Here is a 25,130-nt window from a genome sequence, read left to right on the forward strand (position 1 = left end):
CCCTTGCCTCCGGCCGTACGGGATGTAGTGACAGGGGAGGGTGGATGGTGTAGAACGCATGGCGAACGGGTGGTTTGAGGAGGCGTTTGCCATGGGTGATTTTCCGCGCTCGGTGCTCGAGTTTCTGCGACGTTTTCCCGATGACGCGGCGTGCGCCGCCTATCCGGCGGACGCGCGCTGGCAGGACGGCTTCGTCTGTCCGGGGTGCGGTCACCGTAAGGCGTGGCAACTGGACACCAAGGCCTGGACTTCATGAATGCGCCGGCTTTGCAACGGGCCCGGGCGGGTTCGCATGGCGGTCATCGAGCAGGAATCCGCGGGGCCCGATCATATCTGCCGCGACGCCGAGACATGCAGCAGTGCGCATCATGGCGCCGGCGTTCCGAGGATGTCCGGGCTGGAAAGGGCGAGGCGCATGCCGCGACCATGGCAGCGCCGTTGAACCTTTGCAACGTAGGGCTTTTCCGCTATACGCAGCGGCGTCCATGCCGCAGTCACGGGTGCGGCCGGTGGACGTGCCGGATCGGCATTGATTTCGTTTCGGTCCTGCGGGTATGCTGCACCGCAGCATTGACGTTGGACCGCCGGGGTGTAAATGGTGAGGGAGCCAGCGTCTCGCAGGGCGAGCTCCGGCCCGCTCACGGGCAACAAGAGGTTGTTTCCATGGCACACGCAGCTTCCGACTCTCCCGGGCACTCTGGCGATGGCGAGTCGCGGCGAGATTTTCTTCTGATCGCCACCGGCACCGTCGCCGCGGCCGGCGTGGCGCTCGCGGTCTGGCCGTTCATCGACAGCATGAATCCGGCCAAGGACACGCTGGCGCTGGCCACCACGGGCGTCGATTTGTCACCCGTGGAGGAAGGCCAGAGGATTACGGTCGTTTGGCGGGGCAAGCCCGTATTCATTGATCATCGCACTGCCGAGCAGATCGAAGAAGCGCGGGATGTTCCCATCGATCAGCTGGTCGATCCGCAACCGGATGCTGAGCGGGTTCAGAAGCCGGAATGGCTGGTGATGATCGGGGTCTGCACGCACTTGGGCTGCATTCCTCTCGGTCAGAAGTCCGGCGATCCGAGGGCGGAATTCGGCGGCTGGTTCTGTCGTGTCACGGCTCGCACTACGACGTCGGGTGGAATCCAGAAAGGGCCGGCATGCCCCAATCTCGTCGTGCCTCCATACGAATTCGTCGACGACACCACCATCCGCATCGGCTGAAAGACCCAAGGCCATGGCAATTCCAGAACCGTCCCATCAATGGAAGAACCCGGTGATCCGCTGGGTCGATGACCGCATGCCGGTGTTCACGCTGATGCAGGATCACCTCGTCGACTACCCGGCGCCGGGAAACCTGAACTATTGGTGGAACTGGCTCGCTGGCGGGAATCGTGCTGGTCATCGCCGATCGCCACCGGCATTTTCCTCGCCATGCACTACACGCCGCATGTCGACTACGCGTTTACCAGCATCGAGCGCATCATGCGCGACGTGAACTACGGCTGGCTGCTGCGCTATCTGCACATGAACCGCGCGTCGATGTTCTTCCTGGTGGTCTACATCCACCTGTTCCGCGGGCTCTACTACGGCTCCTACAAGGCGCCAGGGGAACTGCTCTGGATGCTGGGCGTGTTCATTTTGCTGGCGATGATGGCGACGGCGTTCATGGGCTACGTGCTGCCGTGGGGGCAGATGAGCTTCTGGGCGGCGACGGTCATCACCAACCTGTTCTCCGCCATTCCGCTGATCGGCGAGCCGATCGTCACGTGGTTGTGGGGCGGCTTCTCGGTCGCCAATCCCACCCTCAACAGGTTTTACGCCTTCCATTATCTGCTGCCGTTCGTTGTCTTCGCGCTGGTGTTCCTGCACCTGTGGGCGTTGCACACCACCAAGTCCAACAATCCGCTCGGCATCGATGCAGGGGGCCGCAGGACGACCATTCCCCTCTCGCCGTACTACACGATGAAGGACGCCTTCGGGCTCGGGGTGTTCCTGATCCTGTATTTTTTCTTCGTGTTCTTCATGCCGGATCTGTTCGGCGAGCCGATCAACTATGTCCCGGCCGACCCGATGGTCACGCCGGCGCACATCGTGCCGGAATGGTACTTCCTCCCGTACTACGCCATTCTGCGGGCGATCACCTTCGACGTTTGGTTTGTGCCCGCCAAGCTGATCGGCGTGATCCTGATGTTCGGCTCCATCCTCATCCTGCTCGTCCTGCCGTGGCTCGATACGTCCAAGGTGCGGAGCGCCCGCTTCCGGCCGCTCTACCGCCAGTTCTTCTGGATCTTCCTGCTCGACTGCATCCTGCTCGGCGTCGTCGGCGCCAATCCGCCGGAGGGGGCGTGGATCTGGATCGGTCAGATCGCAACGGCCTACTATTTCGGCCATTTCCTGATCGTGATGCCGTTGCTGGGATGGTTCGAGCGGCCGACGAGGCTGCCGTCCAGCATCAGCGAGGCGGTGCTCAAGCACCCTCAGCCGGCCATGGGAGCAGCGGAATGAACCGCCTCGTAGCCGCGGCCGTCGCGGGCCTGCTGACGGCTTTCTCCGCCACGGACGGACGGGCGGCGGAGGCGACTCCTCCCGCCGAGGACTGGAGCTTCGGCGGGATCTTCGGCACCTTCGATCGCGGCGCGCTGCAGCGCGGCTTTCAGGTCTACCGCCAGGTCTGCGCCAGTTGCCACGGCGTCGACCTGATCGCGTTCCGCAACCTCACTGATCTCGGCTACACGCCGGAGGAAGTGCAGGAGATCGCGGCGCAATACGAAGTGGAGGACGGTCCCGACGAGGAGGGAGAGATGTTCATGCGGCCGGGCAAGGCCGCAGACACCTTCCCGTCGCCATTCCCCAACGAGCAGATGGCGCGCGCCGCCAACGGTGGCGCATTGCCCCCCGACCTGTCGCTCATCACCAAGGCCCGCGCTGGCGAATCGGTGTTCAAGGCCACCAAGTTCCGCGAGTACGGCACCGACTACGTCTACGGGATCCTCACCGGCTACAAGGATGAGGTGCCGGAGGACGTCGAACTGATGGAGGGGATGTACTACAACGAGTATTTCCCGGGGCATCAGATCGCGATGGCGCCGCCGCTCTACGACGAGGCGGTGGAGTAGCGCCGATCGGCACCAGGAAGCGACGCTGGAACGGATGCTTCCCGCGACGTCGCCACGTTTCACCTGGGCGGTGGACCCTAATTCCGAGGAACGCAAGCAACTCGGCATCAAGGCGTCCTGTTCGCATCGTGCTGACGGTGATGCTGTTCGCGCTCCGAAGCGGATCTGGGGACCTGCACTAGCAGGAGCAGGAGCAGGAGCGGGAGCAGAGGGCATGGGTGTGCCTCGAGCCGCGATCCTCGCCGTCGTGCTTGCGTTCATGGCGCTAATGGCTCCGGCGCGGGCAGAGACGCCGCTGACAGATCGTGACATTCGGCAGTTCATCGACTCCATGCCCGAGATGCGGGCGATCGCGGAAAAGCACGAGCAGGAGTTCCGGCAGTACCGCGACGAGTTCGCGCGGGATCCCAAGGCCAACTCGGAGGCGCCGTTCAGCAAGGCCCTCGCCGGCGTGCGGTCGTCTCCCGCCTATGCCGAGGTGGACGCCGCCGCCCGTCGCTACGGGTTTGACGGCGCCGCCGATTGGGGACGCAAGGCGGACCGCATCTCGCCTACATCGCTCTGGAAGTGGAGCGGCGTCGTCCGGAGATCGAGGCCGGCTTGGCCGCGGCCCGCTTGATGATCGAGAGCAATACGCGGTTCTCGGCCGAGCAGAAGCGCGCGATGCTCGCCCAACTGCAACAGGGCGCCGCTTTGATGCAGGGGTGGGAAGCGCCGGAAGCCGACAAGGTCATGGTTACCCGCCACCGCCCCGAATTGGACGCCGCGCTCCGCGCGACCGTCCCGGAGTTCAACCCCGGGTTCGGCATGAGGTAGCGGCCGCAGTCTGCCTCGCCGCGTCGGCCACGCCTCCTCGCAATGACCGTCAAGGAAAGCGCGGAGAGCCGCTTCCGGCACGCGACGTCATTGCGGGCATGGTCGCGGACCATGGGCGGCAATCCACGAAAGCAGCATGACCGGCGCCGGTCAGTTGTCCTTGGCGCCCTCTTTCACCCAGTCGGACAGAATCTTGACCTGGGGGTCGAGGAGGGGGCGCTGGTTGTGGGGCATGCGCAGTTCCGGCGCCGCCTTGCCGGCGACGAGCCGCACCAGGTTGCTGCTCATCGGGTCGCCGGGGATCACCATCGGACCGTACTTGGTGCCGGCCATGACGCCCTCGTAGGTGGTCAGGTCGTAGCCGCTCTTCTCATAGCCGTCGCCGCCGGGGGCATGGCATTCGGAACAACGGCTGTTGAGAATCGGCAGCACGTCGAGATTGAAGCTGACGGGAAGGTCGGCCGCCGCAGCCGGCCCGCTCATGACGCCGCCCGCAGCGGCCAGCACCCCTGCCCCGAATGCGATGCCCGTAGTCCAGTGTTTCTTCATTGCTCGAAATCCCCTTGAGATGGCGTGGCGGTCCCGCCGCAACGTTACGTCGCGTCGGACCCACGCGTTCCCGAGATTAGCACCCGAACATCCGCAACCCAACCGGGACGCCAGATCTGCGGATGTTTTTTCGCGCTGGCCGTTTCACCGAACCGCCGCCGCGATGTTGCCGCCGTCGACGGTGAGCACGGCGGCGGTGGTGCGCCGCGCCAGCGCCAGATGAACGAAGGCGCAGGCGACGTCTTCGGCAGTGACCTCTGCGCCGAGCAGATTTCCGGACATGTAAGCCGCCTCGCTGACGCCGCGCGCATCGGCCCGGTCCCGCACCATGTCGTCGGTGAGCAGGCCGGTGCGGATTCGGTCGGCATTGACGGCCGAAGCGCGGATGCGGTCCCTGCCGTGGTCGATGGCGTATTGGCGCATCAGCGCCAGGGTCGCCGCCTTGGGCAGGCCGTAAGGACCGAAATCGGGGCCGGGATTGAGGGCCTGCTTGGAGACGTTGAACAACAGACAGCCGCCGGTGCCTTGCGCCCGCATGATGCGGACGGCGGCCTGGGCGACCGTCTGGTGGGCCCAGAAGTTGAGCTCGAAGCTCTGGCGCAGCACGTCGTCGGGGACCTCGCCGATTCGCCCCTGCCAGGCGGCGCCGGCATTGGAGACCACGATGTCCACCCCGCCGAAGGTTTCGGCGAGCCGGTCGAACGCCGCCCGCACCGCCGACCGGTTGGTGACGTCACAAGCCAGGCCCAGGCCGCCGTTGGCCCTGGCGACAGCTTCAGCTTGTTCGCCGTCGCGGTCGAGCACCGCGACTTCTGCGCCCTCGGCGCGGAACGCCGCCGCGGTCGCCGCGCCGATGCCGGAACCGCCGCCCGTGACGACCACGACGTGGCGGGCGAGGGGCTTCTCCGTGGCCTTGCCGAGCTTTGCCTGTTCGAGCGACCAGTATTCCATGTCGAAGGTGTCGGCCTCCGGGAGCACTTCGTAGCGGCTCATGCTCTCGGCGGCGCTGATCACCTCGACGTTGGTCTCGGCGAGATCGGCGGCAATCGCCGCTGCCTTGGCCGAGGCGCCAAGGCCGAACAGGCCGAGTCCCGGCACCAGAATCATCCGCGGCGCAGGATCCAGTTCCTGCTTCGGCGGGTCATGACGGGCGTTGTTGCGCGCGAAGTAGGCGTGATACTCGGCGACGTAGGCGGCCATCGCCGCCTCCGCCCCGGCCCGGAACTCCTCCAGGTTATCGGCCGCCGGGGTCGGCACGATCAGCGGCCGGTGCTTGGTGCGAATAACGTGGTCCGGCGTGGCGGTGCCTTGCTGGCTGTAGCGGGCGAGATCCGGCCCGTTGACGAACGCCAGGATCTCCGGCCCGCTGCGGAAGTCCAGGATCCACCGGCGAACATCGCCGTTCCCGGCGTCGATTGCGGCGAGGCCGCGCAGGATCGGGGCGACGGCGGCGACCGGCGCCGCGGCGGCCGACGGCGCTGCCGCCGCGGGCCGCGCCTTTGCCGGGAACAACCTGCGCCGCGCCCGCGCCAGCGCGCCGCCATCGGCGTCACCGCCGTCGCGCCGGGTCCGCGCAATGCGCGCCTCGGCTTCCGACACCTTGTCGATCATCCGTCGGTAGGCCTGCTCGGCGCTGTCGCCGAAGGTGAAGACGCCGTGCTTCAGCAGCACCATGCCCTCCACCTCCGGCGTCTCCCGGAACGCCTCCATGGCTTTCTTGGCCAAAGCGAATCCGGGCATGATGAACGGGACGTACGCCATCGTCTCGCCGAACACCTCCCGGCACAGCGCCTCGCCGTCCGGCTGATCGGTCAGCGCCAGCACAGCGTTGGCGTGGGTGTGATCGATGTAGCGGTGTGGCAGGAAGGCGTGCAGCAGCGTCTCGACGGACGGGTTGGGCGCCGTCGAGTCGAGCAGGTTGCCGCGCAGGGCGTTGACCATGGCTTCGTCGGACAGCGCATCGAGTTCGGCCAGTTTCTGCAGCGGAGCGAGGCGCACCGCCGGCAGGCCGGCCGGCTCGATGGTCGCCATATCCCAGCCGCTGCCCTTGACGCAGATCACATCCACCGGCTCGCCGTTAATCTCCCGCATCGTCGTCTTGACGGAGGTGTTGCCGCCGCCGTGGATCACCAGCCTCGGTTCGCCGCCGAGCAGGCGGGTGGAATAGGTGCGCAAGGCAAGGTCGCGCTCGACCCTTTGCTCGGCGTAGCGCCTGACGGCAGCGTCAGCTTCGGTGTTCGACCAGCGGTTCTGCATGATGTGGTGTCTCGTCCCTGTCCCTGTTGGCCTGGCGTCGGCGCGATGGTCTATGTATCGCCGATGAGGCCTGTGTTACAATCGGGTGGAGCAAACAGGCCCATGTCATTGTTGGAAGCGCTTACTCATGAGTGACAAGCGCCGGGCGTTGCGGGACGTCTTTGCACAGCACAACCTGTTGGGCGTGTTCTCGCCGGAGGATCTCGACCGTTTGGCCGCGGTTTCGCTGACGCGTACCTACCGCCCGGGCCAGAATATCTTTCTGAAAGGGGACCTGGGCGATTCGATGATGGCGGTGCTCTCCGGCCGAGTGCGCATTTCCTCCAACTCCGCGGACGGCCGCGAGGTCGTCCTGGCGGTGCTGGAACCCGGCGAACTGATGGGCGAAATCGCGATGATCGATGGCGGGGAGCGCACCGCCGACGCTGTCGCCCTTGCGCCGACCGATTTGTTGATCCTGTCCCGCCGCGATTTCCTGCCGTGCCTGAGGCAGAGTTCCGAGGCGTGCTGGAAGCTCCTCATGATTATGGCCCAGCGCCTGCGCCGCACCGACGAGCAGGTGGAGGACATGAGCTTCCTGCCCCTCAAGATTCGCCTCGCCAAGCGCCTCCTGTTCCTTGCCGACCACTATGGCGAACCCAGTGGCGCGTCGATCCGCATCTCCATCCACCTGCCGCAGCAATTGCTGGCCAGCATGGTGAGCACGTCGCGGGAGGCGGTAAACAAACAGCTCCGCGCCTGGCACGAGGCCGGCGTGGTCGACGTTAAACGCGGCGTCATCATCGTGCTGGATCGTGAAGCGCTGGAAGACGTCGTAAGCGAGGAGCCGCAGCGCTGAAGCTGATGCCGTTCGGCTTCCGGTCGAGCCGCGCCAAAGGACCGGACGGCAGTGCGGCCCGGTGGGCGCGGGGGTGTCTGCTCGGCCTCGCGACCGGGCTCGGCGGCGCCCTCCTCGCCGCTTCGCCTGCGGGTACGGCATTCGAAGAAACACTCGGTTTGTCGTGGCTGTTCAACATCCGCGGACCGATCGCGGCCCCGCCCGACATGGCTGTCGTTACTCTCGACCGGGCGACGGCGGAAACGCTGCAGCTCTCCCATCGCTCGTCGGATTGGCCCAGGACCCTTTACGCGGAGGTTGTTGACTCGCTGACGGCGCGCGGCGCCTCGGTCATCGTGTTCGATATGATGTTCGACACCGCCGGCTCCGCTGCGGAGACTGCGGCGTTTGCAGAAGCCGTAGCGCGGGCCGAGCGCGTCGTCCTGTTCCAGCCGCTGCGCACCCGCAAGAGGCCGGTGACCACCAGCAGCGGCGGCGGCGGCGCATGGCTGTGGCGCGAGACACTGGTGTCGCCGGTGCGGCAACTGGCGGTCGCCGCCCGCGCTCTGGCGCCGTTCCCGCTGCCCAAGGTGCCCGCCCGGGTCAGCCGCTTCTGGAGCTTCAAGCCGTCGGTGGGCGATGCCCCGACCCTGCCGGTCGCCGCCCTGCAGGTCCTCGCCCTGCCGAGTCTTGGCGGCTGGGCACAATTGCTCTCCAACGCCGGAGCGCCCGGCGCCGATCGGCTTCCGATGTCCGGGGAGGCGCTCGCCGACGCCGGCGCGGTGCGGGCCTACATGCAATCGCTGCGTCACATGTTCCTCAACGATCCCGGACTGGGGGTGCGGATCAGGGCATTGTTGGCGAACCGGGAGCCCTCTCCCGAAAGCCGGCTGTTCGCGGCGCTCGCCGGCGCCTACGCGGGGGCGGACAGTCATGTCCTCAACTTCTATGGTCCCGCCGGCTCCGTCCGCACCATTCCCTACCACCGCCTGCGGCGGGGCGAGGCCGGGGGCGATCCGGTGAGGGACGATCTGGCGGGCGCCTGCGTATTCGTCGGCGTTGCGGAGCTGTATTCGCCGGAACAGCAGGATGCCTTTCACACCGTCTACTCAAGCGCCGACGGCATCGACATCAGCGGCGTCGAGATCGCGGCGACCGCGTTCGGTAACCTCCTCACCGGCCGGACCATGCGTCAGGCGGGAGCGGCGGCGGGCGCGGTCCTGGTGTTGGCGCTCGGAATCGTCGTCGGCGCCGTCGCCTACGTCCTGCCGGCGGCGACCGCGGTGCCGGCCGTCGCCCTAGTGGCCGGCGGTTATGTCGCTGCGGCCCAATTGGCGTTCAACCGCGCCGACCTTTGGTTGCCGCTGGCGACCCCGGTGCTGGTCCAGCTTCCGTTCGCGTTGCTGGTGGGCGTGCTCGGCCAGTACCTCCTGGCCCGCCGGCAGCGGGCTCGCGCCGGCCGCGCCATCCGCTACTTCGTGCCGGAGGCGGTGGCGGCGGCGCTGACCGAGCGCGACCTGGAGCCGAGCGCCCTCAACCGCGTCGTCTACGCCGCGTGCCTCGCCAGCGACGCCCAGGGCTACACGGCGTTTTCGGAGAAGCTGGAGCCGACGGCGCTGGCATTGATCATGAAGGAGTACTTCGACGCGCTGGCGGAAGCGGTGCGGCGCCACGATGTGGACGTCTGGGCGTTCGTCGCCGACAGCCTGATGTGCGCCTGGACCGCCGCCGCGCCTGACATCGCGGTGCGCCGCAAGGCCTGTCTGGCGGCGCTCGACGCCCGCGCCGCCATGGATCGCTTCGCACGGGAGCGGACCGGGGGCCGTCTCATGACCCGCATCGGGCTCCATGACGGCCAGGTGCAGGTGGGGCCGGCCGGCGGCGGCGGCCGCTTCGTCTACAACGTCACCGGCGATCCCGCCAACACTGCAGCGCGCATCCAGAACCTTAACAAGCGGCTCCATGCGAAACTCCTCGCCAGCATGCAGGTAGTGGAGGGCGTGGACGAGGTGCTGGTCCGCCCGCTCGGCGACTTCCAGATCGTCGGCAAGGCGGAGCCGATAGCCATTTGTGAAATCATTACGCATCGCAGCACCGCGACCGCACACCACCTCGAGGTGTGCGAGCGCTTCGAGGAGGCGCTGGATGCCTACCGGCAGCGGCAGTGGACAACCGCCGAGGACCTGTTTGCCGTGGTGCTCGATCTCGAGCCGCACGACGGGCCGAGCCGCCTCTACAGGCAAGCCTGCAAGCGCAACCAGATGTTGCCGAGAGGTGCGGCCTCGACGGTCATCACCGACAGCCGATCCTGACTCCGGGCGCGACACTCCGAGACGCAAGACTTGAGATCATGCTTGTATTCGAGAGTTGTTTTCTGGACACTCATGGACTTCGCGCAAGAAACGTCTTCGACGGCAACAGGTGTAAGAAGAGGCGCGGGCGGGGAAACGATGATTATTCCGCGATGGCGCTGGCTGCTCGGGGTTCTGGGCGCCGTCTGGCTTCTTTGCAATCCTGCGGCAAATGCCGCCGGGCCGTGCAACGACCCGGTGGGCCGGGTCGTGTCGGCGGAGGGCGTGGTCGACGTACGGCGCTCCGCGGCTGGCGACTGGCGACGGGCTGATGCCGAGACGCTGCTGTGCGCGGGCGACATGATCCGGGTCGGCGACAACGGTCGCGCTGCGGTCTCATTCTTCAACGACGGAGTCATCCGCCTCGACCAGAACTCCAGCCTGCGCCTGCTGACGGAGACGTCGCAACAGCGGACCTTCCTGGAACTCCTGTCGGGGGCGATCAATTTCTTCAGCCGGCGGCCGCGCTCGCTCCAGGTCGACACGCCTTATGTGAACGCCGCCGCCGAGGGCACCGAGTTCGCGGTTCTGGTTGGCGGCGGGCGCACCGAGATCGTGGTGTTCGAAGGCCGGGTCGTCGCCGCCAACGACCAGGGGCGGCTCGAACTGGGCAATGGCGAGGCCGGCGTTGCGACTGCCGGCACCGCGCCGAGCCGGATGGTCGTGGTGCGGCCGGCCGACGCGGTGCAATGGGCGCTCTACTACCCGCCGATCCTGGCGCTGCCGCCAGAGGAACCGGGGCAGGGGCAGGGGCAACTCATCGCGCAATCCCACGTGCGACGGGCCGCGGCCCTTCTCAACGTCGGTCGGGTCGCGGAGGCGGAGGCGGCGGCGGAAGCGGCGCTGGCCGCGGACCCGTCGGCGGGGTTGGCGTGGTCGCTGCGCGCGGTGATCGCGGTCGCCGCCAACGATCGTGCGCGGGCGCTGACGGCGGCGCGCCAGGGTGTGGCGCTGGCTCCGGACGCGGCGGCGGCGAAGATTGCGCTGTCCTACGCACTCCAGGCCGATCAGCGGCTGGAGGAGGCGCGCGACGTGCTGCAGGCGGCGGTGGAGCAGAGCCCCGGCGACGGCTTGGCGTGGGCGCGGCTCGCCGAGATCCGCCTCGCGCTCGGCGCTCGCCAAGAAGCTTTGGCCGCGGCGCGGACGGCGGAAACCCTGGCTCCGACGCTGGGGCGAGTGCAGACCGTGCTCGGCTTCGCGGCGCTCACCGCATTCCGCTACGACGACGCGGCGCTGGCGTTCCGGCGCGCCGCGGTGCTCGATGCCGCCGATCCGCTACCGCGCCTCGGGCTCGGCCTGGCGAAGATCCGCGGCGGCGACCTGGAGGAGGGCCGGCGGGAACTGGAAATCGCCGCTGGTCTCGATCCCGGCGATTCGTTGGTGCGCTCCTACCTCGGCAAGGCCTACTTCGAGGAGCGGCGGGACGCTTTTGCGGCGCGGGAACTGGAGCGCGCCAAGGAACTCGACCCGCTCGATCCCACTCCCCACCTCTACGACGCCATCCGCAAGCAGACCGAGAATCGGCCGGTCGAGGCTTTGCGCGACATCGAGCGCTCGATCGCCCTCAACGACAACCGCGCCGTCTACCGCGGCCGCCTGCTGCTCGACAAGGACCGCGCGGCGCGCGGCGCCAGCCTCGGGCGCATCTACGAGGACTTGGGGTTCCAGCAACTCGGCGTCAACGAAGCCGCGTGGTCGCTCGCTCTGGCGCCGAGCGATGCCAGCGCCCATCGCTTCCTCGCCGATCTCAACCGGACGCGCCCCCGCCACGAACTGGCGCGGGTGAGCGAGCTCTTGAAGTCGCAGTTGCTGCAGGACATCAATATCAACCCAATCCAGCCCAGCTTTCTCGAAACGGATCTGAACGTGATCTCCCGCGGGGGGCCGGGGTCGCCAGGGTTGAACGAATACACCCCGCTGTTCGAACGCAACGAGGCGCACCTGGCGCTGTCCACCGTCGCCGGAAGCAACCGCCGCTGGGGCGGCGAGGCGATTGCGTCGGGCGTCTACGATGGCTTGTCGGCCAGCGGCGGCCATTTTCACCTCCAGGACGACGGCTTTCGCGATAACAACGACTTCGCTGTGGATTTGAGCACCGTGTTCGCCCAGGTCGCCGTTACGCCGAACGCCAGCGTGCAGGTCGAGGCCCGGCGCGAACGGCGGGACCAGGGGGACCTGATCCTGAACTTCGATCCGGCGGACTACCGCCCCGACTTTCGTCAAGAGATCGAACAGGACAATGTTCGCCTGGGCGGCCGGCTGTCCTTCGCGCCCGGCTCGGATCTCCTCGCTTCCGTCGCCTATGGGCGACGCGAGAACCGTCTGGAGGACCTGCCGAGCTTTCAGGACGACGTGATCGAGGACGAGGGCTATCAGGGCGAGATGCAGTACATCGTCAGCGGCGACAAGTACAATCTCTCCGTCGGCGGCGGGCTCTACGACGTGGACGTCACCGAGCGCTTCCAGTTGGATGGCATTACCTCGAAGCCCGACGTGACCCACCAGACCGTCTACGCCTACGGCAACGCCACGCCTTTCGATGATGTCGTCGTGACGCTGGGGTTGAGCTGGGCGTCGTTCCGGCAGGAACGGGATGGCGAGGAGGAGATCGATGTGGACGGGCTCGATCCGAAGCTCGGCGTGCAATGGAACGTCACGGACAGGCTGCGCCTGCGCGCGGCCTACCTGGAGACCGTCAAGCGGCCGCTGGTGATCGAGCAGACCCTGGAACCGACGCAGGTCGCCGGTTTCAACCAGTTCTATGACGACCTGGACGGCAGCGAGTCGCGCCGCTACGGGGTCGGGCTCGATGTTCGTCTGCTCGATGATCTGTACGCCGGCGCGGAAGCGTCCCGGCGGACCATCGACATCCCCATTCTCACCCCCGCCGGTTTCCCGACGATCCAGGAAACGTGGGAGGAAGACCTCTACGCCGGGTACGTCTATTGGACACCCGGCGACCGCTGGGCGGTGCGCGCCGCTGTCGAGGCCGAGACATTCGAAAGGCCGGAAACGACGTTCCTCGGGTTCTCGTTCCCGTTCCCCGGCAGCGTCGAGACGGTCATGGTTCCGGTGTCGGTCAACTATTTTCATCCGAGCGGGTGGTTTGCGGGCGCCAAAGGCACGTTCGTCGACCAGACGGTCGACATCTCCAGTTTCTCCGCCTATCCGGAAGACAGCGACTCGTTCTTCCTGGTCGACGCCGTCATCGGCTACCGTCTGCCGAAGCGGCTCGGCATCGTCAGCGTCGAGGGACGCAATCTTCTCAATCAGCAGTTCCGGTTTCAGGACGACAGCTTCCGGTCGTCCACCCGGATCGGCCCGATGTTCGTGCCCGAAACCACGGTGCAAGCCCGACTGACATTGAATTTCTGACTGTGCGCTCTTGAACTGGACACTGCGCGGCGCTCGCGGCCGTGGCCGTGCCGCCCGGATCGTCGGGCGAACCTTGAACCTGGTGAACGAGGAGGTCATCGATGGCAAAGAAACCCGGAATGTCCGACGTTCGTTGGAGAAACGTCTTCGACAACGAAGCCCACGCAGCGCGATCCCTGAAGCCCGGAGACAAGCGGGTGGAAGTGCCCCCCGAGGACGCGCCCAAGACCCTGGAAGAGCACCTGGCGGATATGCAGGCGGACTACATCGTCGCGTTTTCCGAAACGACGGGGAAAATGATGTCATTTTGCCCCTCCGATACGAAGAAGGTCTACGCGATCAGCGACCCCGCGGACCTCGGAGTCAACGCCTTCGAGATCCGGTGCGTCGAGGCCCCGGTGTCGGTTCTGTTCAAGGGACCGGACGGCTGTCGTCTGGTCTGCTCGGGCAATCGATGCCGGATCGTCTGCTGAGCGTACGTGAGGCGGGCGCCGCGACCCCACAGACCGGGAACAACGCGCAGCGGTTGTTCCCGTGTATCCGCGGTCGACTGGGAAGGGAAAGCGCCGCTTTTTCGCAGGTATGATGCGGATCTGTACCGCCGTGTCAGCCTTGTGTGAGTGATAACGCAGGGTTTGTGGCGAACTCCGCGCCCGAAACGTCACCCTCGTCTCCGGTCGGACCGGGGTCAGCGTCATGAACTGAAACGGACGGTAGTCGACGCGCCCGCCCAAGCCGCTGGTGCGCCGAGATGGCCGGTGACGGCAGGGAGGAAGAGATGGCCGAAAACGAAGCGCCAGCCGGGCAAAGTGCGGCGCGTGGAAATGTGCTGCCCTACGCCGATCGGATCAACACGGTCCGCAGCGACGAGCCGTTCAAGTGGCTGGCGGCCGGGTGGCGGGATTTCCGCCGGTCCGGCCTGGTCAGCCTCGCCTACGGCCTGATCTTCGTCGCCGCCGGCGTGGCCCTCACCATCGGCCTTTACGCCGCGGACTTCGCGTATCTCATCGCGCCGCTGATCGGCGGCTTTCTCCTGGTCGGCCCCGCTCTCACTGTCGGCTTCTACACCATCAGCCGCGATCTGGAGGCCGGCCGCAAGCCGAGCCTCGCCCGGGCGCTGACTGCCTGGCGCGCCAATCCGGTGCATCTGCTCGGGTTCGGCTTGGCGCAGGTGCTGTTCATGATCATATGGGTGCGCCTCGCGGTCATGATCTTCGCGCTGTCGTTTCCGTACCAGTCCATGGACCTGCAAAGCATGGTCAACGCCGCCCTGTTCAGTGTCCAGGGCAACCTCTTCCTGATGATTGGCACCCTCGTCGGCAGCGTCATGGCGACCCTCGCCTTCACCTTCAGCGTGGTGTCGTTGCCGTTGATGCTCGATCGCAAGGCCGACATCGTGCAGGCGGTGGTGATCAGCGTCGTCGCGGTCATCACCAACATCCGGGTCATGGTGGTTTGGGCGGCGCTGATCGTGGTGTTCACCATCGCCGGATTGGCGACGTTCTACATCGGCCTGGCGGTCACCCTGCCTCTGATCGGGCACGCGAGCTGGCACGCCTACCGCGCCTTGATACGCTGAAGCCCTCGTTCGAAGTGACCCCGCACTCCTGCGGGCATCGAGAGGCCTCGTCCACAGACCCTGTGGATAAGCCTGTCGATAAGGGTGCCGCTTTCATATCTATGTCTCGGTTCCGCCAAGCTTTTGGCCCGTGTGCCCGGATGTTGGGCGTTTGCTTAACCCCTTGATATCGCTGATTTTTCGGCGGGTCCTGAAAAAGCAATGCTTCCCTTGCATGTCGATTTCCATTCAGAACCGCAGGCAGGAGCGGCAAACGCGGGGTTGTGAAAAACTCATGCAGACGTCGACATCGAATACAGCCGGTATAAGAAGAACAACAACGCACTTTCACGCCCGTGCTCTTGCATCTCGGAATAGGCACTCAATTCAGGACCTGTTAACCCCCAACCGGGTATTCCTTGACTCCGTGTTTTTTGCACATGGCCAAGGATCATCGAAGTGGCGCACACCTTCCTGTCGCGGTTGTCGAAGGGCATTTCAGGCGCAAGTTCCATCGAGTACGCCGCGATCGTGGCGTTGATCGGTATCGCGTTGTCGTTCGCCTCGGTGCCGCTGAACAACGCCCTCATCGTCGCGTCCGATAGCTTGGACACGGGTTTGCAGATCGCTGGTGGTCAGCAGCCGCAGCGCGCCAGCGACGCCGACCAACGCGGGCCGGCCCCCGCCAGGCGTGCGCGCGCGGCTGATCGTCGACAATAGGCGCGGGTGTGATGTGCGTCACATCCTATGCGAGCAAAATCTGCCATAACACTTCCTGTCAGGGGCTCTCCCCCCCCCCACTCCTGACATCCCCGCGAGGGGACGCCGGGCCGCTACGGCGGCCCGGCACCCCGCGACGGTGCCGGGTGACCCGGCACTCCTCTCCGCCTTCCCGCGCGCCGTTTACCAAGCCTTCAGCGTTGCTCTGTAAAGTCCCTTCGTGTCGTGCAACGGGAGGGCGTGGATCCCACTTCCTTCGGCACGCACAGCCAACGAAGGCCTTCTCCACAGTGTCGAGCGGTAGCGGCAGGATCGAAACAATGGTTACTAGTCAACAGCTTATCGAAGTGAGCTTACAAGGGCTGATGAGGCAGCAGAGTGCCGCGGTGCAGCCTGGGGTCGACGGAACGGCCGTACGGTGTATGAGCGAGGAGCAGCGTCGGCATCCGCGCATGACCACACCCGAGATGGAAGTGGTCCTAGACGGCAAGCCGCACCTGACACTGAACTGGAGCATGGGCGGCATGGTGCTCGAAGGCTATGCCGGCCGCCGCGCCACCGGCGCGTTGCTGACCATCGAGCACATACGCGCGCTCGGCGGCGAGATGACGCCCGTCCGCGTGCACGGGCGCGTGTTGCGCAACGACGTCCACAACAAGCGCCTCGTCATCAGCCTGTTGCACATGGACAGCGCAGGCCACGATCTGCTGATGAGCTTCATGGAAGAGCGCGTTCGACGGCTGCGCAAGCTCCGCTCCGCCGACGCCGATTCCTCGTTCGCGAGGCCTCGCATCGTCGCCGGCGCGGCAAGCTCCGGCGTGGCAAGGTGAGGCCTCTCAGCCGACGGCGTTCAATCTCTCGAAGCCCGCGGAGAGATCGGCGATGAGGTCGGCTGGATCCTCCAACCCGCAGTGCAGACGGAGGCAAGGGCCTCGGCCGGTCGAGCGTGTTGCGGTGCGCGCCGTCGACAGGTCGAACGGGATGATCAGGCTCTCGTAGCCGCCCCAGCTGTACCCCATGGCGAACAGCTCCATATGGTCGAGCATGGCGGCTACGGCATCGGCGCCGCAAGGGCGGAGCTCGATCGACAGCAGCCCGTTGGCGCCGGAGAAATCCCGCTTCCAGATGTCATGGCCGGGCGTGTCGGTCCGCGCCGGGTGCAGGACCCGCGCCACCTCCGGCCGATCGGCCAGCCAGTCCGCGACGGCGAGCGCCGTCTCCGCATGGCGGCGGAGGCGCACCGCGACGGTGCGGAGGCCCCGCAGCGCCAGATAGCAGTCGTCCGGTCCTGCCGCCGTCCCCAGCAGCGACGTCATCCGCTTGACCCTCGGGAACATCGCGTCCGTCGTCGTGATGACGCCCAGCATCGCATCCGAGTGGCCGACGATATACTTGGTGGCGGCCTGGACCGACACGTCCACCCCGTGCGCGAACGGCTTGAAGGTCACGCCGGCGCTCCAGGTGTTGTCCAGAATCGCAACGACTCCTCGGGCATGCGCCGCCTCCGTCGCCGCTGCAACGTCCTGCACCTCATAGGTCAGCGAGCCGGGCGACTCCATGTACAGCACCCGGGTCTCGGGCCGGAACAGCGGCCCGATGTCGGCGCACGGATCGAAATAGGTGACCGCAATCCCGTACTTGGCCAACACCGTGTCGCAGAAGCGGCGGGTCGGGAAGTAGACGGTGTCCGCGACCAGCACATGATCGCCGCGACCGAGAAAGGCGAGCAGGGCGGTGGTGACGGCAGAGAGTCCCGAGGGCATGGCGATGCTGCGCGCGCCGCCCTCGAGCGCCGCGACCGCCTCTTCCAGAGCGAACGTCGTCGGCGTTCCGCGGCGGCCGTAGCGGGTGCCGTCATAGGGGGTGGCGTCGGCGTGCCGGAGCGCCGCCACGGTTGGGTAGACGATGGTAGAGGCGTGGTAGACGGGGGGATTGACGATGCCGTGATTGGCGAACGGGTTCCGCCCGACCGCCGTCAGGAGGGTGTCGATCGATACATCCGTATCCGCATCATCGCTCGACCGGCGTGTCATCGCGATTGCCCCATTCCGCCCATGAACCGTCGTAGACCGCGGCGTTGCGGTTGCCAAGAAGATAGGCAGCCAGCGCCGTGGTGCAGGCGGTGACGCCGGAACCGCAGGTGCCCACCAACGGTTGCCGCCAGTCGACCCCTGCCCGCCGGAACACGTCGGCAAGTTCCACCGCAGGCCGCCATACCCCGTGCCGCTCGGCGTCGACGAAGCTGGCGAACGGGATGTTGACGCTGCCGGGAATGTGGCCGCACTGGCGCGCCGGCCGCGGCTCCGGGTCTACGCCGCGGAATCGCCCGGCCGGGCGGTTGTCCACGATCTGCTCCTGCGCGTCCCTGCGTCGGCCCTCCACAGTGGCCAACATGTCATCGATGCTGCGGACCAGTTCCGGACGGAAGCCGGCTTCGTAGCGGGCGCGGCGCGGCACCGCCGGCTGGTCGCTGACCGGGCGGTTGCTGCTCAGGGGCCGGCCCTCGGCCTGCCATTTGGGAAGGCCGCCGTCGAGGACGCCGACGGCGCGGTGCCCAAACACCCGGAATGTCCACCACACCCGGGGCGCCGCCATCGACCCCGGCGCATCGTAAGCGATCACCATGGTTTCGTTGCCGATGCCGAGGCCGGCCGCGATGGACGCGAAGCGCTCCGCCGGCGGCAGCATGTGGGGCAGGGGCGAGGTCTCGTCGCGGATGCCGTCGACGTCGAAGAACGCCGCGCCGGGGATGTGGCAGCGCCGGAACTCTTCCCGGGGTTCACGGCCGGCGCCCGGCACGTGGAAGCTCCCGTCCAGCACCCGCACGCGCGGATCATCGAGATGCGCGGCGAGCCACTCGGTGCTCACCAGCGGGCCGGGCAGGCCAGCGCTCGCTGGAGCGGACGTGCGCGAGTCGGTCATCTACGCAAGCCAATCGGGGACAGGCAGGCCCTTGGAGCGAAGGAAGGCCGGATTGAACATCCTGCTCTGGTAGCGGGTGCCGAAGTCGCAGAGGACGGTGACGATGGTGTGTCCCGGGCCCAGGTCGTAAGCGAGGCGGATGGCCCCGGCGACGTTGACCCCGCTCGACGGGCCGAGGCACAGCCCTTCGTGCTTCAGCAGGTCGAACGCGACGGACAGCGATTCCGCGTCGGGAATGCGGTAGGCGCGGTCCACCTTGGCGCCCTCCAGATTGGCGGTGATCCGGCCCTGGCCGATGCCCTCGGTGATCGATTCCCCCTCCGCCTTCAGCTCCCCGTGTGTGTAGTAGTGATAGAGGGCCGCGCCCGGCGGATCGGCGAGGCCGATGACGACGTTCGGGTTGCGCTCCTTGAGAGCGATGCCGACCCCCGCCAAGGTTCCGCCGGTGCCGACAGCGCAGATGAAGGCGTCGACCCTGCCATCGGTCTGCCGCCAGATCTCCGGCCCGGTGGTCTCGATGTGCCCCTGGCGGTTGGCGACGTTGTCGAACTGATTGGCCCAGATGGCGCCGTGCGGCTCCCTCGTCGCCAGCTCTTCTGCGAGGCGCCCGGACACCTTGACGTAATTGTTGGCATCCCGGTACGGCACCGCCGGCACCTCGCGAACCTCGGCGCCGCAGAGCCGCAGCATGTCTTTCTTTTCCTGGCTCTGGGTTTCGGGGATGACGATCACCGTCCGGTAGCCGCGGGCGTTGGCGACCAGCGCCAGGCCGATGCCGGTGTTGCCGGCCGTCCCTTCGACGATGACCCGTCCTGGCTTCAGGAGCCCGCGGGCTTCGGCGTCGCGAACGATGAACAATGCCGCCCGGTCCTTGACCGAACCGCCCGGGTTCAGGAACTCTGCCTTGCCGAGGATATCGCAGCCGGTCTCCGCCGAAGCGCGGCGCAGACGAATCAACGGCGTGTTCCCGATGCTGTCTACGAAACCGTTGCGGACGTCCATGCGTATGATCCGATCCACTCGATCTTTGCTGCGGTAGTTCGATTAGGCCGACGGATCGGGCTCATCCGTCGCCACCGAGCCACGTGCGGCTGGACTGTAACCAGCGCCGCGGGTGCAATCAAGTTGCAGTCCCGGCCTCGGCGCATGGCCCGAGCGGCTGCATCCATGGGCAGTACAACATATCAGGCGTGCTCGTAACGATGGACAAGATCGTGCCAAGGGATTATCCACCTGACGCGATCCCCGCGCCAACCATGGAGCACGCTGCGGAATGTCCACCTTCGGGTTCAGAAAGAAGACATTGGTGATTGCCGGCACGCTGATGCTGGTGATCGGATTTGCCAGCCTCGCCATTGCCTATCAATTCCGCAGCGATTTGCGGCGGGAATACAACAGGCTGATCGTCTACAGGCCGATGTCCCCCGACAAGCTGGGGGACGGCGGTCCGGCGTCGCAGATGATCCTGTTTCACACCGGCGGCATCACCCAGGACGAGCAGGGCAACGTCTACATCACGGACCGCGGCGCGACTGCGTCTACCCGGCCGTTCCAGGGCTCGATCCTCTGGAAGATCGATCCGCAAGGCATTGCTCACGCGATCGCGGGCAGTGGTCATCAGGGAAAAGCCGCCGGCGGGGGCCGCGCGCTCGAGACGGACATCACGTCGGGCGAAGGACTGGCCCTCGATGCGGAGGGCCGGCCGGTGTTTCCCGATCATCGCAGCGACGTCGTGTTGCGCGTCGAGCCGACGGGCCACTTGAGCCGCATCGCCGGCACCGGCGAGAAGGGCTACGCGGGTGACGGCGGCCCCGCCGTCGACGCCAAGTTCGATCGCCCCTATGACGTTGCATACGATTCGAAGGGCAACCTCTACGTGGTCGACGAGGGCAACCACGTCATCCGCCGCATCGACGCCGACGGCATCGTGACCACCGTCGCCGGCAATGGCACGGCCGGCTACAGCGGCGATGGCGGTCCCGCGACGCAGGCCCAATTGAACGAGCCCTACAACATCGCTTTCGACGCCCAGGACCGCATGGTGATCGGCGACAGCGCCAACAATGTCATCCGCCGGATCGACGAGAACGGCATCATCACGACCATCGCCGGCACGGGGCAACAGGGCTACTCCGGCGACGGAGGCCCCGCGACCGAGGCGACGCTGAACCTGCCGCAGGCGGTGAGGTTCGCTGCCGACGGGCGTCTTCTGGTGGCCGACGAGCACAACCACGCCATCCGCGCCATCGACGCCGACGGCACCATCACGACCCTGATCGGGAACGGCACAGCCGGCCGCACAACGGAAGGCACGGCGGCGAAGGAGGCCCAACTGAACGATCCCGAGGGCATGATCCTCCGCCCGGATGGCTCCATGCTGATCCTCGACGCCCGCAATTTCCGGGTGCTGGCCGTCGATCCCGCGGGCACGGTGCACACCTTCGCCGGCCGCGGATCCGCCCCCAACCACCCCTAGCACCACCAGTGCACGGACCCATTCGAGAGACTCAGTCGAATCGGTCTAGAGCGCACGAGAGTCGAGAGGTTACGTGCAGCAATGGTGCATTCTTTTAATGCGCCGCTGCACGAGCGGGGCGGCAGCCGCGCTAAGGCCACATCGCGCGCAGGCGTTCGCGGTTGGCCTGCAGCCAGTAGAGGGCGACGGCGGCGGTGGCGTTGGGGAAGCGGCCGTCGGCGAGCCAGCGGAACGCCTCGTCGGTTGGCACGACCACGACCCGGATGTCTTCATGTTCGTAGGTGAGGCCAAATGTGCCGCCGGCGTCGGTCGCATCGACCCGTCCGCAGTAGATGGTGATCGTCTCGCTCGTGCATCCGGGGCTGGCGAGGATGCGGCAGGCGAACACCATGTCCTGGACCTCCAGACCGGCCTCCTCGATCGCTTCGCGGCGCGCCACGTCCTCCGGCGTCTCGCCTTCGTCGATGATCCCGGCGACCACCTCCAGCAGCCACGGTGACATGCCGGCGGCGATGTCGATCGACTGCGCCGCCGCGTAGGCGCCGGGGCGAAACTGCTCGATCAGCACCACCTCGTCGCGCACCGGATCGTAGAGGATGACGGCGACGGCATGGCCGCGCTCCAACACCTCGCGCACCATCGGCTCGCTCCAGCCGCCGGCGAACAGCCGGTGCCGCAGTCGATAGCGGTCCATCCGGAAATAGCCGCGGAACGGCGTCTCCCGCTCGATCACCTCGACATCGTCACGGCTCATGCCATCGTTCATCAAGCACTCCTAGACTGCGAGCCGACGCCGCACCCGGCGGCAGCGCCATTGCGACCCGGCCGGTCATGACCTAAAACCCTCGACGAGACAAGCACCTCTCCCTGCGCCAGAGGATCGTCCGAACATGCGGCTCTCCACCTACTTCCTGCCGACCCTCAAGGAGACGCCGGCGGAGGCCCAGATCGTCTCCCATCGCCTGATGCTGCGCGCCGGCATGATCCGCCAGGCATCGGCCGGAATCTACTCGTGGCTGCCGCTGGGGTTGCGGGTGCTGAACAACATCGGGGCCATCGTCCGCGAGGAACAGGACCGCATCGGCTGTCAGGAAATGCTCATGCCGACCCTGCAATCGGCCGAGCTGTGGCGGGAGAGCGGCCGCTACGATGACTACGGCCCGGAGATGCTGCGCATCACCGACCGCCAGGAACGCGACCTGCTCTACGGCCCCACCAACGAGGAGCAGATCACCGACATCGTCCGCGGCACGGTCCGTAGCTACCGTCAGCTGCCGAAGCTGCTCTACCACATCCAGTGGAAGTTCCGGGACGAGATCCGCCCCCGCTTCGGCGTCATGCGCGGTCGCGAATTCCTTATGAAGGACGCGTACTCGTTCGACCTGGACGCGGCTGCCGCCCGCCGCTCCTATAACAAGTTCTTCGTCTCCTATCTCCGCACCTTCGCTCGCCTCGGCCTCAAGGCGATCCCGATGCGGGCCGACACAGGACCGATCGGCGGCGACCTGAGCCACGAGTTCGTCATCGTCGCCGACACCGGCGAGAGCGAGATCGCTTGTCATCGCGACTTCCTGGAGATGGACTGGGCCGGCGCCGACATCGATATGGAGGGCGACCTGCAGCCCATCGTCGACGGCTTCACGTCAAAGTACGCGGCGACCGACGAAGAGCGGGATGCGGAGCGCGAACGGGCTCTTGGCGACGCTTTGGCCACCGGGCGCGGCATCGAGGTGGGGCACATCTTCTACTTCGGCACCAAGTACTCGAAGCCGCTGGGCGCCGCCGTTTTGGGACCGAATGGCGAGGAGGTGGTGCCGGAAATGGGCTCCTACGGCATCGGCGTCTCCCGCCTGGTCGGCGCCATCATCGAGGCGTCCCACGACGACGCCGGCATCGTCTGGCCGGAGAGCGTGGCGCCGTTCCGTGTCGGCCTGATCAACCTCAAGGCCGACGACCCCGGGTGCGGCGAGCACTGCGAGAGCCTCTATCGGACACTCACCGCCCGCGGCGTCGACGTGCTCTATGACGACCGTGCCGAGCGTCCGGGGGTCAAGTTCGCCGAGATGGACCTGATCGGCCTGCCGTGGCAGCTCGTCGTCGGCCCCCGCGGACTCAAGGCCGGCACCGTGGAGCTGAAGCGCCGCGCCGGCGGCGAGCGCCACGAACTCACCCCCGACGCCGCCCTTCAGCAGTTCGGCTAGGACCGGCGCGGTGTTCTCCGCCTTCGAATGGATGGTCGCGGTGCGCTACCTGCGCTCCCGCCGGCGGGAAGGGTTCATCTCGGTCATCGCCTGGTTCTCTCTGCTGGGCATTGCCTTGGGGGTCGGCACCCTGATCGTGGTGATGGCGGTGATGAACGGCTTTCGCCAGGAACTGCTGTCCCGCATCCTCGGCCTCAACGGTCACCTCAGCGTCCTCGCGCAGCCGGCCGGCATCGCCGATTACGACGTACTGGCGGGCCGCATCATCGGGCTGCCGGGGGTGATCGCCGTCAATCCGCTGGTGCAGGGGCAGGTGATGATCACCGCCGCCGGGCAGGCGCGCGGCGCTCTGGTGCGGGGTGTCCGCCGCCACGATATCGAGGAGCGGGACCTGCTCGCCGACAAGATCACCCCCGGTGCCCTCGACGCACTCGAGCGCGGGGAGGGAGTCATCCTCGGCAGCCGCCTCGCCGAGAATCTCGGAGTCATCGCCGGCGACGAGGTGACGCTGATCTCGCCCCAGGGCCGCACCACCGCGCTCGGCACGGTGCCGCGGGTGCGCCGCTACAAGGTCGCCGGCACTTTCCAGATCGGCATGTATGAATACGACTCCAACATCCTGTTCGCTCCGCTGGAGGCCGCGCAGACTTTCTTCCAGATGCCCGGCCGGGTGAGCCACCTGGAGGTGTTCCTCGACGACGCCGACAAGGCGCCGGCGCTGGCGCCGCGTCTCGCCAAGGCGCTCGGGCCGGAATACAGGATCTACGACTGGCAGCGCGCCAACTCCGGCTACTTCACGGCCTTGCAGGTGGAGCGCAACGTCATGTTCCTGATTTTGACCCTGATCATCCTGGTGGCGGCGTTCAATGTCATTTCCAGCATGATCATGCTGGTCAAGGACAAGGGCCGCGACATCGCCATCCTCCGCACCATGGGCGCCACCCGCGGCATGATTCTCAGGATATTTCTCATCGCCGGCGCCAGCGTCGGCGTCATCGGCACGGCCGTCGGCTTCGCCGGCGGCGTCGCCTTCGCCGCCAACATCGAGACGCTCCGCCAATGGATCGGGGCGCTGACCGGCACCGACCTGTTCTCCGCCGAGATCTATTTCCTGTCGCAACTGCCGGCCGAGATCGACCCGCTCGAGGTGGCGCTGGTGGTGGCCATGGCCCTCCTCCTGTCGTTCGCCGCCACCCTCTATCCCTCGTGGCGCGCCGCTCGCATCGATCCCGCCGAAGCGCTCCGCTATGAATAGGCCCGCGAGCGATCCGGCGTTCCGCCTCGACGGCGTGGTGCGCACCTACCGCCAGGGGCAGACGCGGCTGGAGGTGCTGAAGGGCGTCGATCTGACGCTCAACGCCGGCGAGGTGGTGGCGCTGGTCGGCCCGTCCGGCGCCGGCAAGTCGACGCTGCTGCACGTCGGCGGCCTGTTGGAGCCTCCCGACGGCGGCGAGGTTTATATTTCCGGCCAGGCCTGCAACGGCCTCGGCGACGACGCCCGCACCCGCCTGCGGCGGCACAACATCGGCTTCGTCTACCAGTACCACCACCTGCTGCCGGAGTTCTCGGCGCTGGAGAACATCGCCATCCCGCAGATCATCGCCGGCGAGGGCAGGGGCAAGGCGCTCGCGCGGGCGCGGGCGCTCCTCGGCGAACTGGGCCTTGCCGCGCGCGCGAGCCACCGTCCGGCGCGGCTATCCGGCGGCGAGCAGCAGCGGGTCGCAATCGCGCGGGCCATCGCCAACGAACCGCGCCTCCTGCTCGCCGATGAGCCGACCGGCAACCTCGATCCCCACACCGCCGACGGCGTATTCACGGTGCTGCTCACCCTGGCGCGCGAGGTCGGCCTCGCCGCCCTCGTCGCCACCCACAACCCGACCCTCGCCGCCCGCATGGACCGCACCCTCCGCCTCGACGACGGGCATCTGGTCGCCGCGTAGGGCGGGGTACCGAAGCGTAGCCCCCCGCACCGTGCCATC

Annotated in this window: 21 protein-coding genes and 2 pseudogenes; 17 read left to right on the forward strand and 6 right to left on the reverse strand. The window is 66.9% G+C overall.

The features are described 5' to 3' along the window. The first annotated feature begins 91 nt into the window (after positions 1 to 91). The 6 genes and pseudogenes from IPM60_17675 (at position 92) to IPM60_17700 (ending at position 3,926) form a co-directional block, all read left to right on the forward strand. Positions 92 to 250 (forward strand): annotated as a pseudogene (locus IPM60_17675) (transposase). 413 nt (positions 251 to 663) lie between these two features. Next, positions 664 to 1,215 (forward strand): ubiquinol-cytochrome c reductase iron-sulfur subunit, encoded by a 552-nt coding sequence (petA, locus tag IPM60_17680; GenBank protein MBK8909620.1) that lies wholly within the window; start codon positions 664 to 666, stop codon positions 1,213 to 1,215. 76 nt (positions 1,216 to 1,291) lie between these two features. Continuing rightward, positions 1,292 to 2,499 (forward strand): annotated as a pseudogene (locus tag IPM60_17685) (cytochrome b N-terminal domain-containing protein). Then, positions 2,496 to 3,110 carry a cytochrome c1 gene (locus IPM60_17690; GenBank protein MBK8909621.1) on the forward strand — a complete coding sequence of 205 codons (615 nt, stop codon included), beginning with the start codon at positions 2,496 to 2,498 and terminating at the stop codon, positions 3,108 to 3,110. The pseudogene IPM60_17685 and the gene IPM60_17690 overlap by 4 nt, the downstream one beginning before the upstream one ends. 214 nt (positions 3,111 to 3,324) lie before the next feature. Beyond that, on the forward strand, positions 3,325 to 3,729 hold the full coding sequence (locus IPM60_17695) for a hypothetical protein (protein MBK8909622.1): 405 nt from the start codon (positions 3,325 to 3,327) through the stop codon (positions 3,727 to 3,729). Then, on the forward strand, positions 3,729 to 3,926 hold the full coding sequence (locus tag IPM60_17700) for a hypothetical protein (protein MBK8909623.1): 198 nt from the start codon (positions 3,729 to 3,731) through the stop codon (positions 3,924 to 3,926). Before IPM60_17695 ends, IPM60_17700 begins: the two co-directional genes overlap by 1 nt. 150 nt (positions 3,927 to 4,076) lie before the next feature. Here the strand turns inward: IPM60_17700 and IPM60_17705 are convergent, their stop codons facing one another. Both IPM60_17705 and IPM60_17710 read right to left on the reverse strand, forming a co-directional pair. Beyond that, positions 4,077 to 4,475, reverse strand: a complete 399-nt coding sequence (locus IPM60_17705; protein MBK8909624.1) for a hypothetical protein — start codon at positions 4,473 to 4,475, stop codon at positions 4,077 to 4,079. A 144-nt stretch (positions 4,476 to 4,619) separates the two neighbouring features. Continuing rightward, on the reverse strand, positions 4,620 to 6,731 hold the full coding sequence (locus tag IPM60_17710) for a bifunctional aldolase/short-chain dehydrogenase (GenBank protein ID MBK8909625.1): 2,112 nt from the start codon (positions 6,729 to 6,731) through the stop codon (positions 4,620 to 4,622). Between the two features lie 127 nt (positions 6,732 to 6,858). Between IPM60_17710 and IPM60_17715 the strand changes: the two genes are divergently transcribed. The 7 genes from IPM60_17715 (at position 6,859) to IPM60_17745 (ending at position 16,382) form a co-directional block, all read left to right on the forward strand. Beyond that, the gene (locus IPM60_17715; GenBank protein MBK8909626.1) at positions 6,859 to 7,569 is read left to right on the forward strand and encodes a Crp/Fnr family transcriptional regulator; all 711 of its coding nucleotides are present in this window, start codon (positions 6,859 to 6,861) and stop codon (positions 7,567 to 7,569) included. 5 nt (positions 7,570 to 7,574) lie between these two features. After that, the gene (locus tag IPM60_17720; GenBank protein ID MBK8909627.1) at positions 7,575 to 9,860 is read left to right on the forward strand and encodes an adenylate/guanylate cyclase domain-containing protein; all 2,286 of its coding nucleotides are present in this window, start codon (positions 7,575 to 7,577) and stop codon (positions 9,858 to 9,860) included. A gap of 138 nt (positions 9,861 to 9,998) precedes the next feature. After that, complete coding sequence (locus IPM60_17725; protein ID MBK8909628.1) at positions 9,999 to 13,274, forward strand: TonB-dependent receptor; 3,276 nt, start codon at positions 9,999 to 10,001, stop codon at positions 13,272 to 13,274. 101 nt (positions 13,275 to 13,375) lie between these two features. After that, the gene (locus IPM60_17730; GenBank protein MBK8909629.1) at positions 13,376 to 13,747 is read left to right on the forward strand and encodes a hypothetical protein; all 372 of its coding nucleotides are present in this window, start codon (positions 13,376 to 13,378) and stop codon (positions 13,745 to 13,747) included. A 305-nt stretch (positions 13,748 to 14,052) separates the two neighbouring features. After that, positions 14,053 to 14,853: a DUF2189 domain-containing protein gene (locus IPM60_17735; protein ID MBK8909630.1), complete on the forward strand. Its 801-nt coding sequence runs from the start codon at positions 14,053 to 14,055 to the stop codon at positions 14,851 to 14,853. Positions 14,854 to 15,291: 438 nt separating this feature from the next. Next, a complete protein-coding gene (locus tag IPM60_17740; GenBank protein MBK8909631.1) occupies positions 15,292 to 15,552 on the forward strand; it encodes a hypothetical protein in 261 nt (86 codons plus the stop codon). 452 nt (positions 15,553 to 16,004) lie between these two features. Further along, entirely contained in the window at positions 16,005 to 16,382 is a 378-nt protein-coding gene (locus IPM60_17745) for a hypothetical protein (protein MBK8909632.1), read from the forward strand. Between the two features lie 6 nt (positions 16,383 to 16,388). On the opposite strand, the gene metC is transcribed toward IPM60_17745, so the two are convergent. Genes metC through IPM60_17760 form a run of 3 tightly spaced genes read right to left on the reverse strand, consistent with a single transcriptional unit; the run spans position 16,389 to position 19,476 of the window. Then, a complete protein-coding gene (gene metC, locus IPM60_17750; GenBank protein ID MBK8909633.1) occupies positions 16,389 to 17,585 on the reverse strand; it encodes a cystathionine beta-lyase in 1,197 nt (398 codons plus the stop codon). After that, positions 17,563 to 18,474 (reverse strand): 3-mercaptopyruvate sulfurtransferase, encoded by a 912-nt coding sequence (gene sseA, locus IPM60_17755; GenBank protein ID MBK8909634.1) that lies wholly within the window; start codon positions 18,472 to 18,474, stop codon positions 17,563 to 17,565. The genes metC and sseA overlap by 23 nt, the downstream gene beginning before the upstream one ends. Beyond that, positions 18,475 to 19,476 carry a cysteine synthase A gene (locus IPM60_17760; protein ID MBK8909635.1) on the reverse strand — a complete coding sequence of 334 codons (1,002 nt, stop codon included), beginning with the start codon at positions 19,474 to 19,476 and terminating at the stop codon, positions 18,475 to 18,477. Positions 19,477 to 19,747: 271 nt separating this feature from the next. On the opposite strand from IPM60_17760, the gene IPM60_17765 reads away from it, so the two are divergent. Beyond that, the gene (locus tag IPM60_17765; GenBank protein MBK8909636.1) at positions 19,748 to 20,950 is read left to right on the forward strand and encodes a hypothetical protein; all 1,203 of its coding nucleotides are present in this window, start codon (positions 19,748 to 19,750) and stop codon (positions 20,948 to 20,950) included. 130 nt (positions 20,951 to 21,080) lie between these two features. Here IPM60_17765 and IPM60_17770 read toward each other — a convergent pair whose 3' ends face one another. Further along, positions 21,081 to 21,716, reverse strand: coding sequence for an NUDIX domain-containing protein (locus IPM60_17770; protein MBK8909637.1), 636 nt, complete (start codon positions 21,714 to 21,716; stop codon positions 21,081 to 21,083). Positions 21,717 to 21,840: 124 nt separating this feature from the next. On the opposite strand from IPM60_17770, the gene IPM60_17775 reads away from it, so the two are divergent. The 3 genes from IPM60_17775 to IPM60_17785 are packed head-to-tail and all read left to right on the forward strand — an operon-like array spanning position 21,841 to position 25,091. Then, positions 21,841 to 23,151: a proline--tRNA ligase gene (locus IPM60_17775; protein MBK8909638.1), complete on the forward strand. Its 1,311-nt coding sequence runs from the start codon at positions 21,841 to 21,843 to the stop codon at positions 23,149 to 23,151. Between the two features lie 31 nt (positions 23,152 to 23,182). Continuing rightward, a complete protein-coding gene (locus IPM60_17780) occupies positions 23,183 to 24,406 on the forward strand; it encodes a lipoprotein-releasing ABC transporter permease subunit (GenBank protein MBK8909639.1) in 1,224 nt (407 codons plus the stop codon). After that, positions 24,399 to 25,091 (forward strand): ABC transporter ATP-binding protein, encoded by a 693-nt coding sequence (locus IPM60_17785; protein ID MBK8909640.1) that lies wholly within the window; start codon positions 24,399 to 24,401, stop codon positions 25,089 to 25,091. The genes IPM60_17780 and IPM60_17785 overlap by 8 nt, the downstream gene beginning before the upstream one ends. The last annotated feature ends 39 nt before the right edge of the window (positions 25,092 to 25,130 follow it).

This window comes from Rhodospirillales bacterium (assembly GCA_016710335.1).
In the GTDB taxonomy this organism is placed as follows: Bacteria; Pseudomonadota; Alphaproteobacteria; order Rhodospirillales; family Defluviicoccaceae; genus JADJXQ01.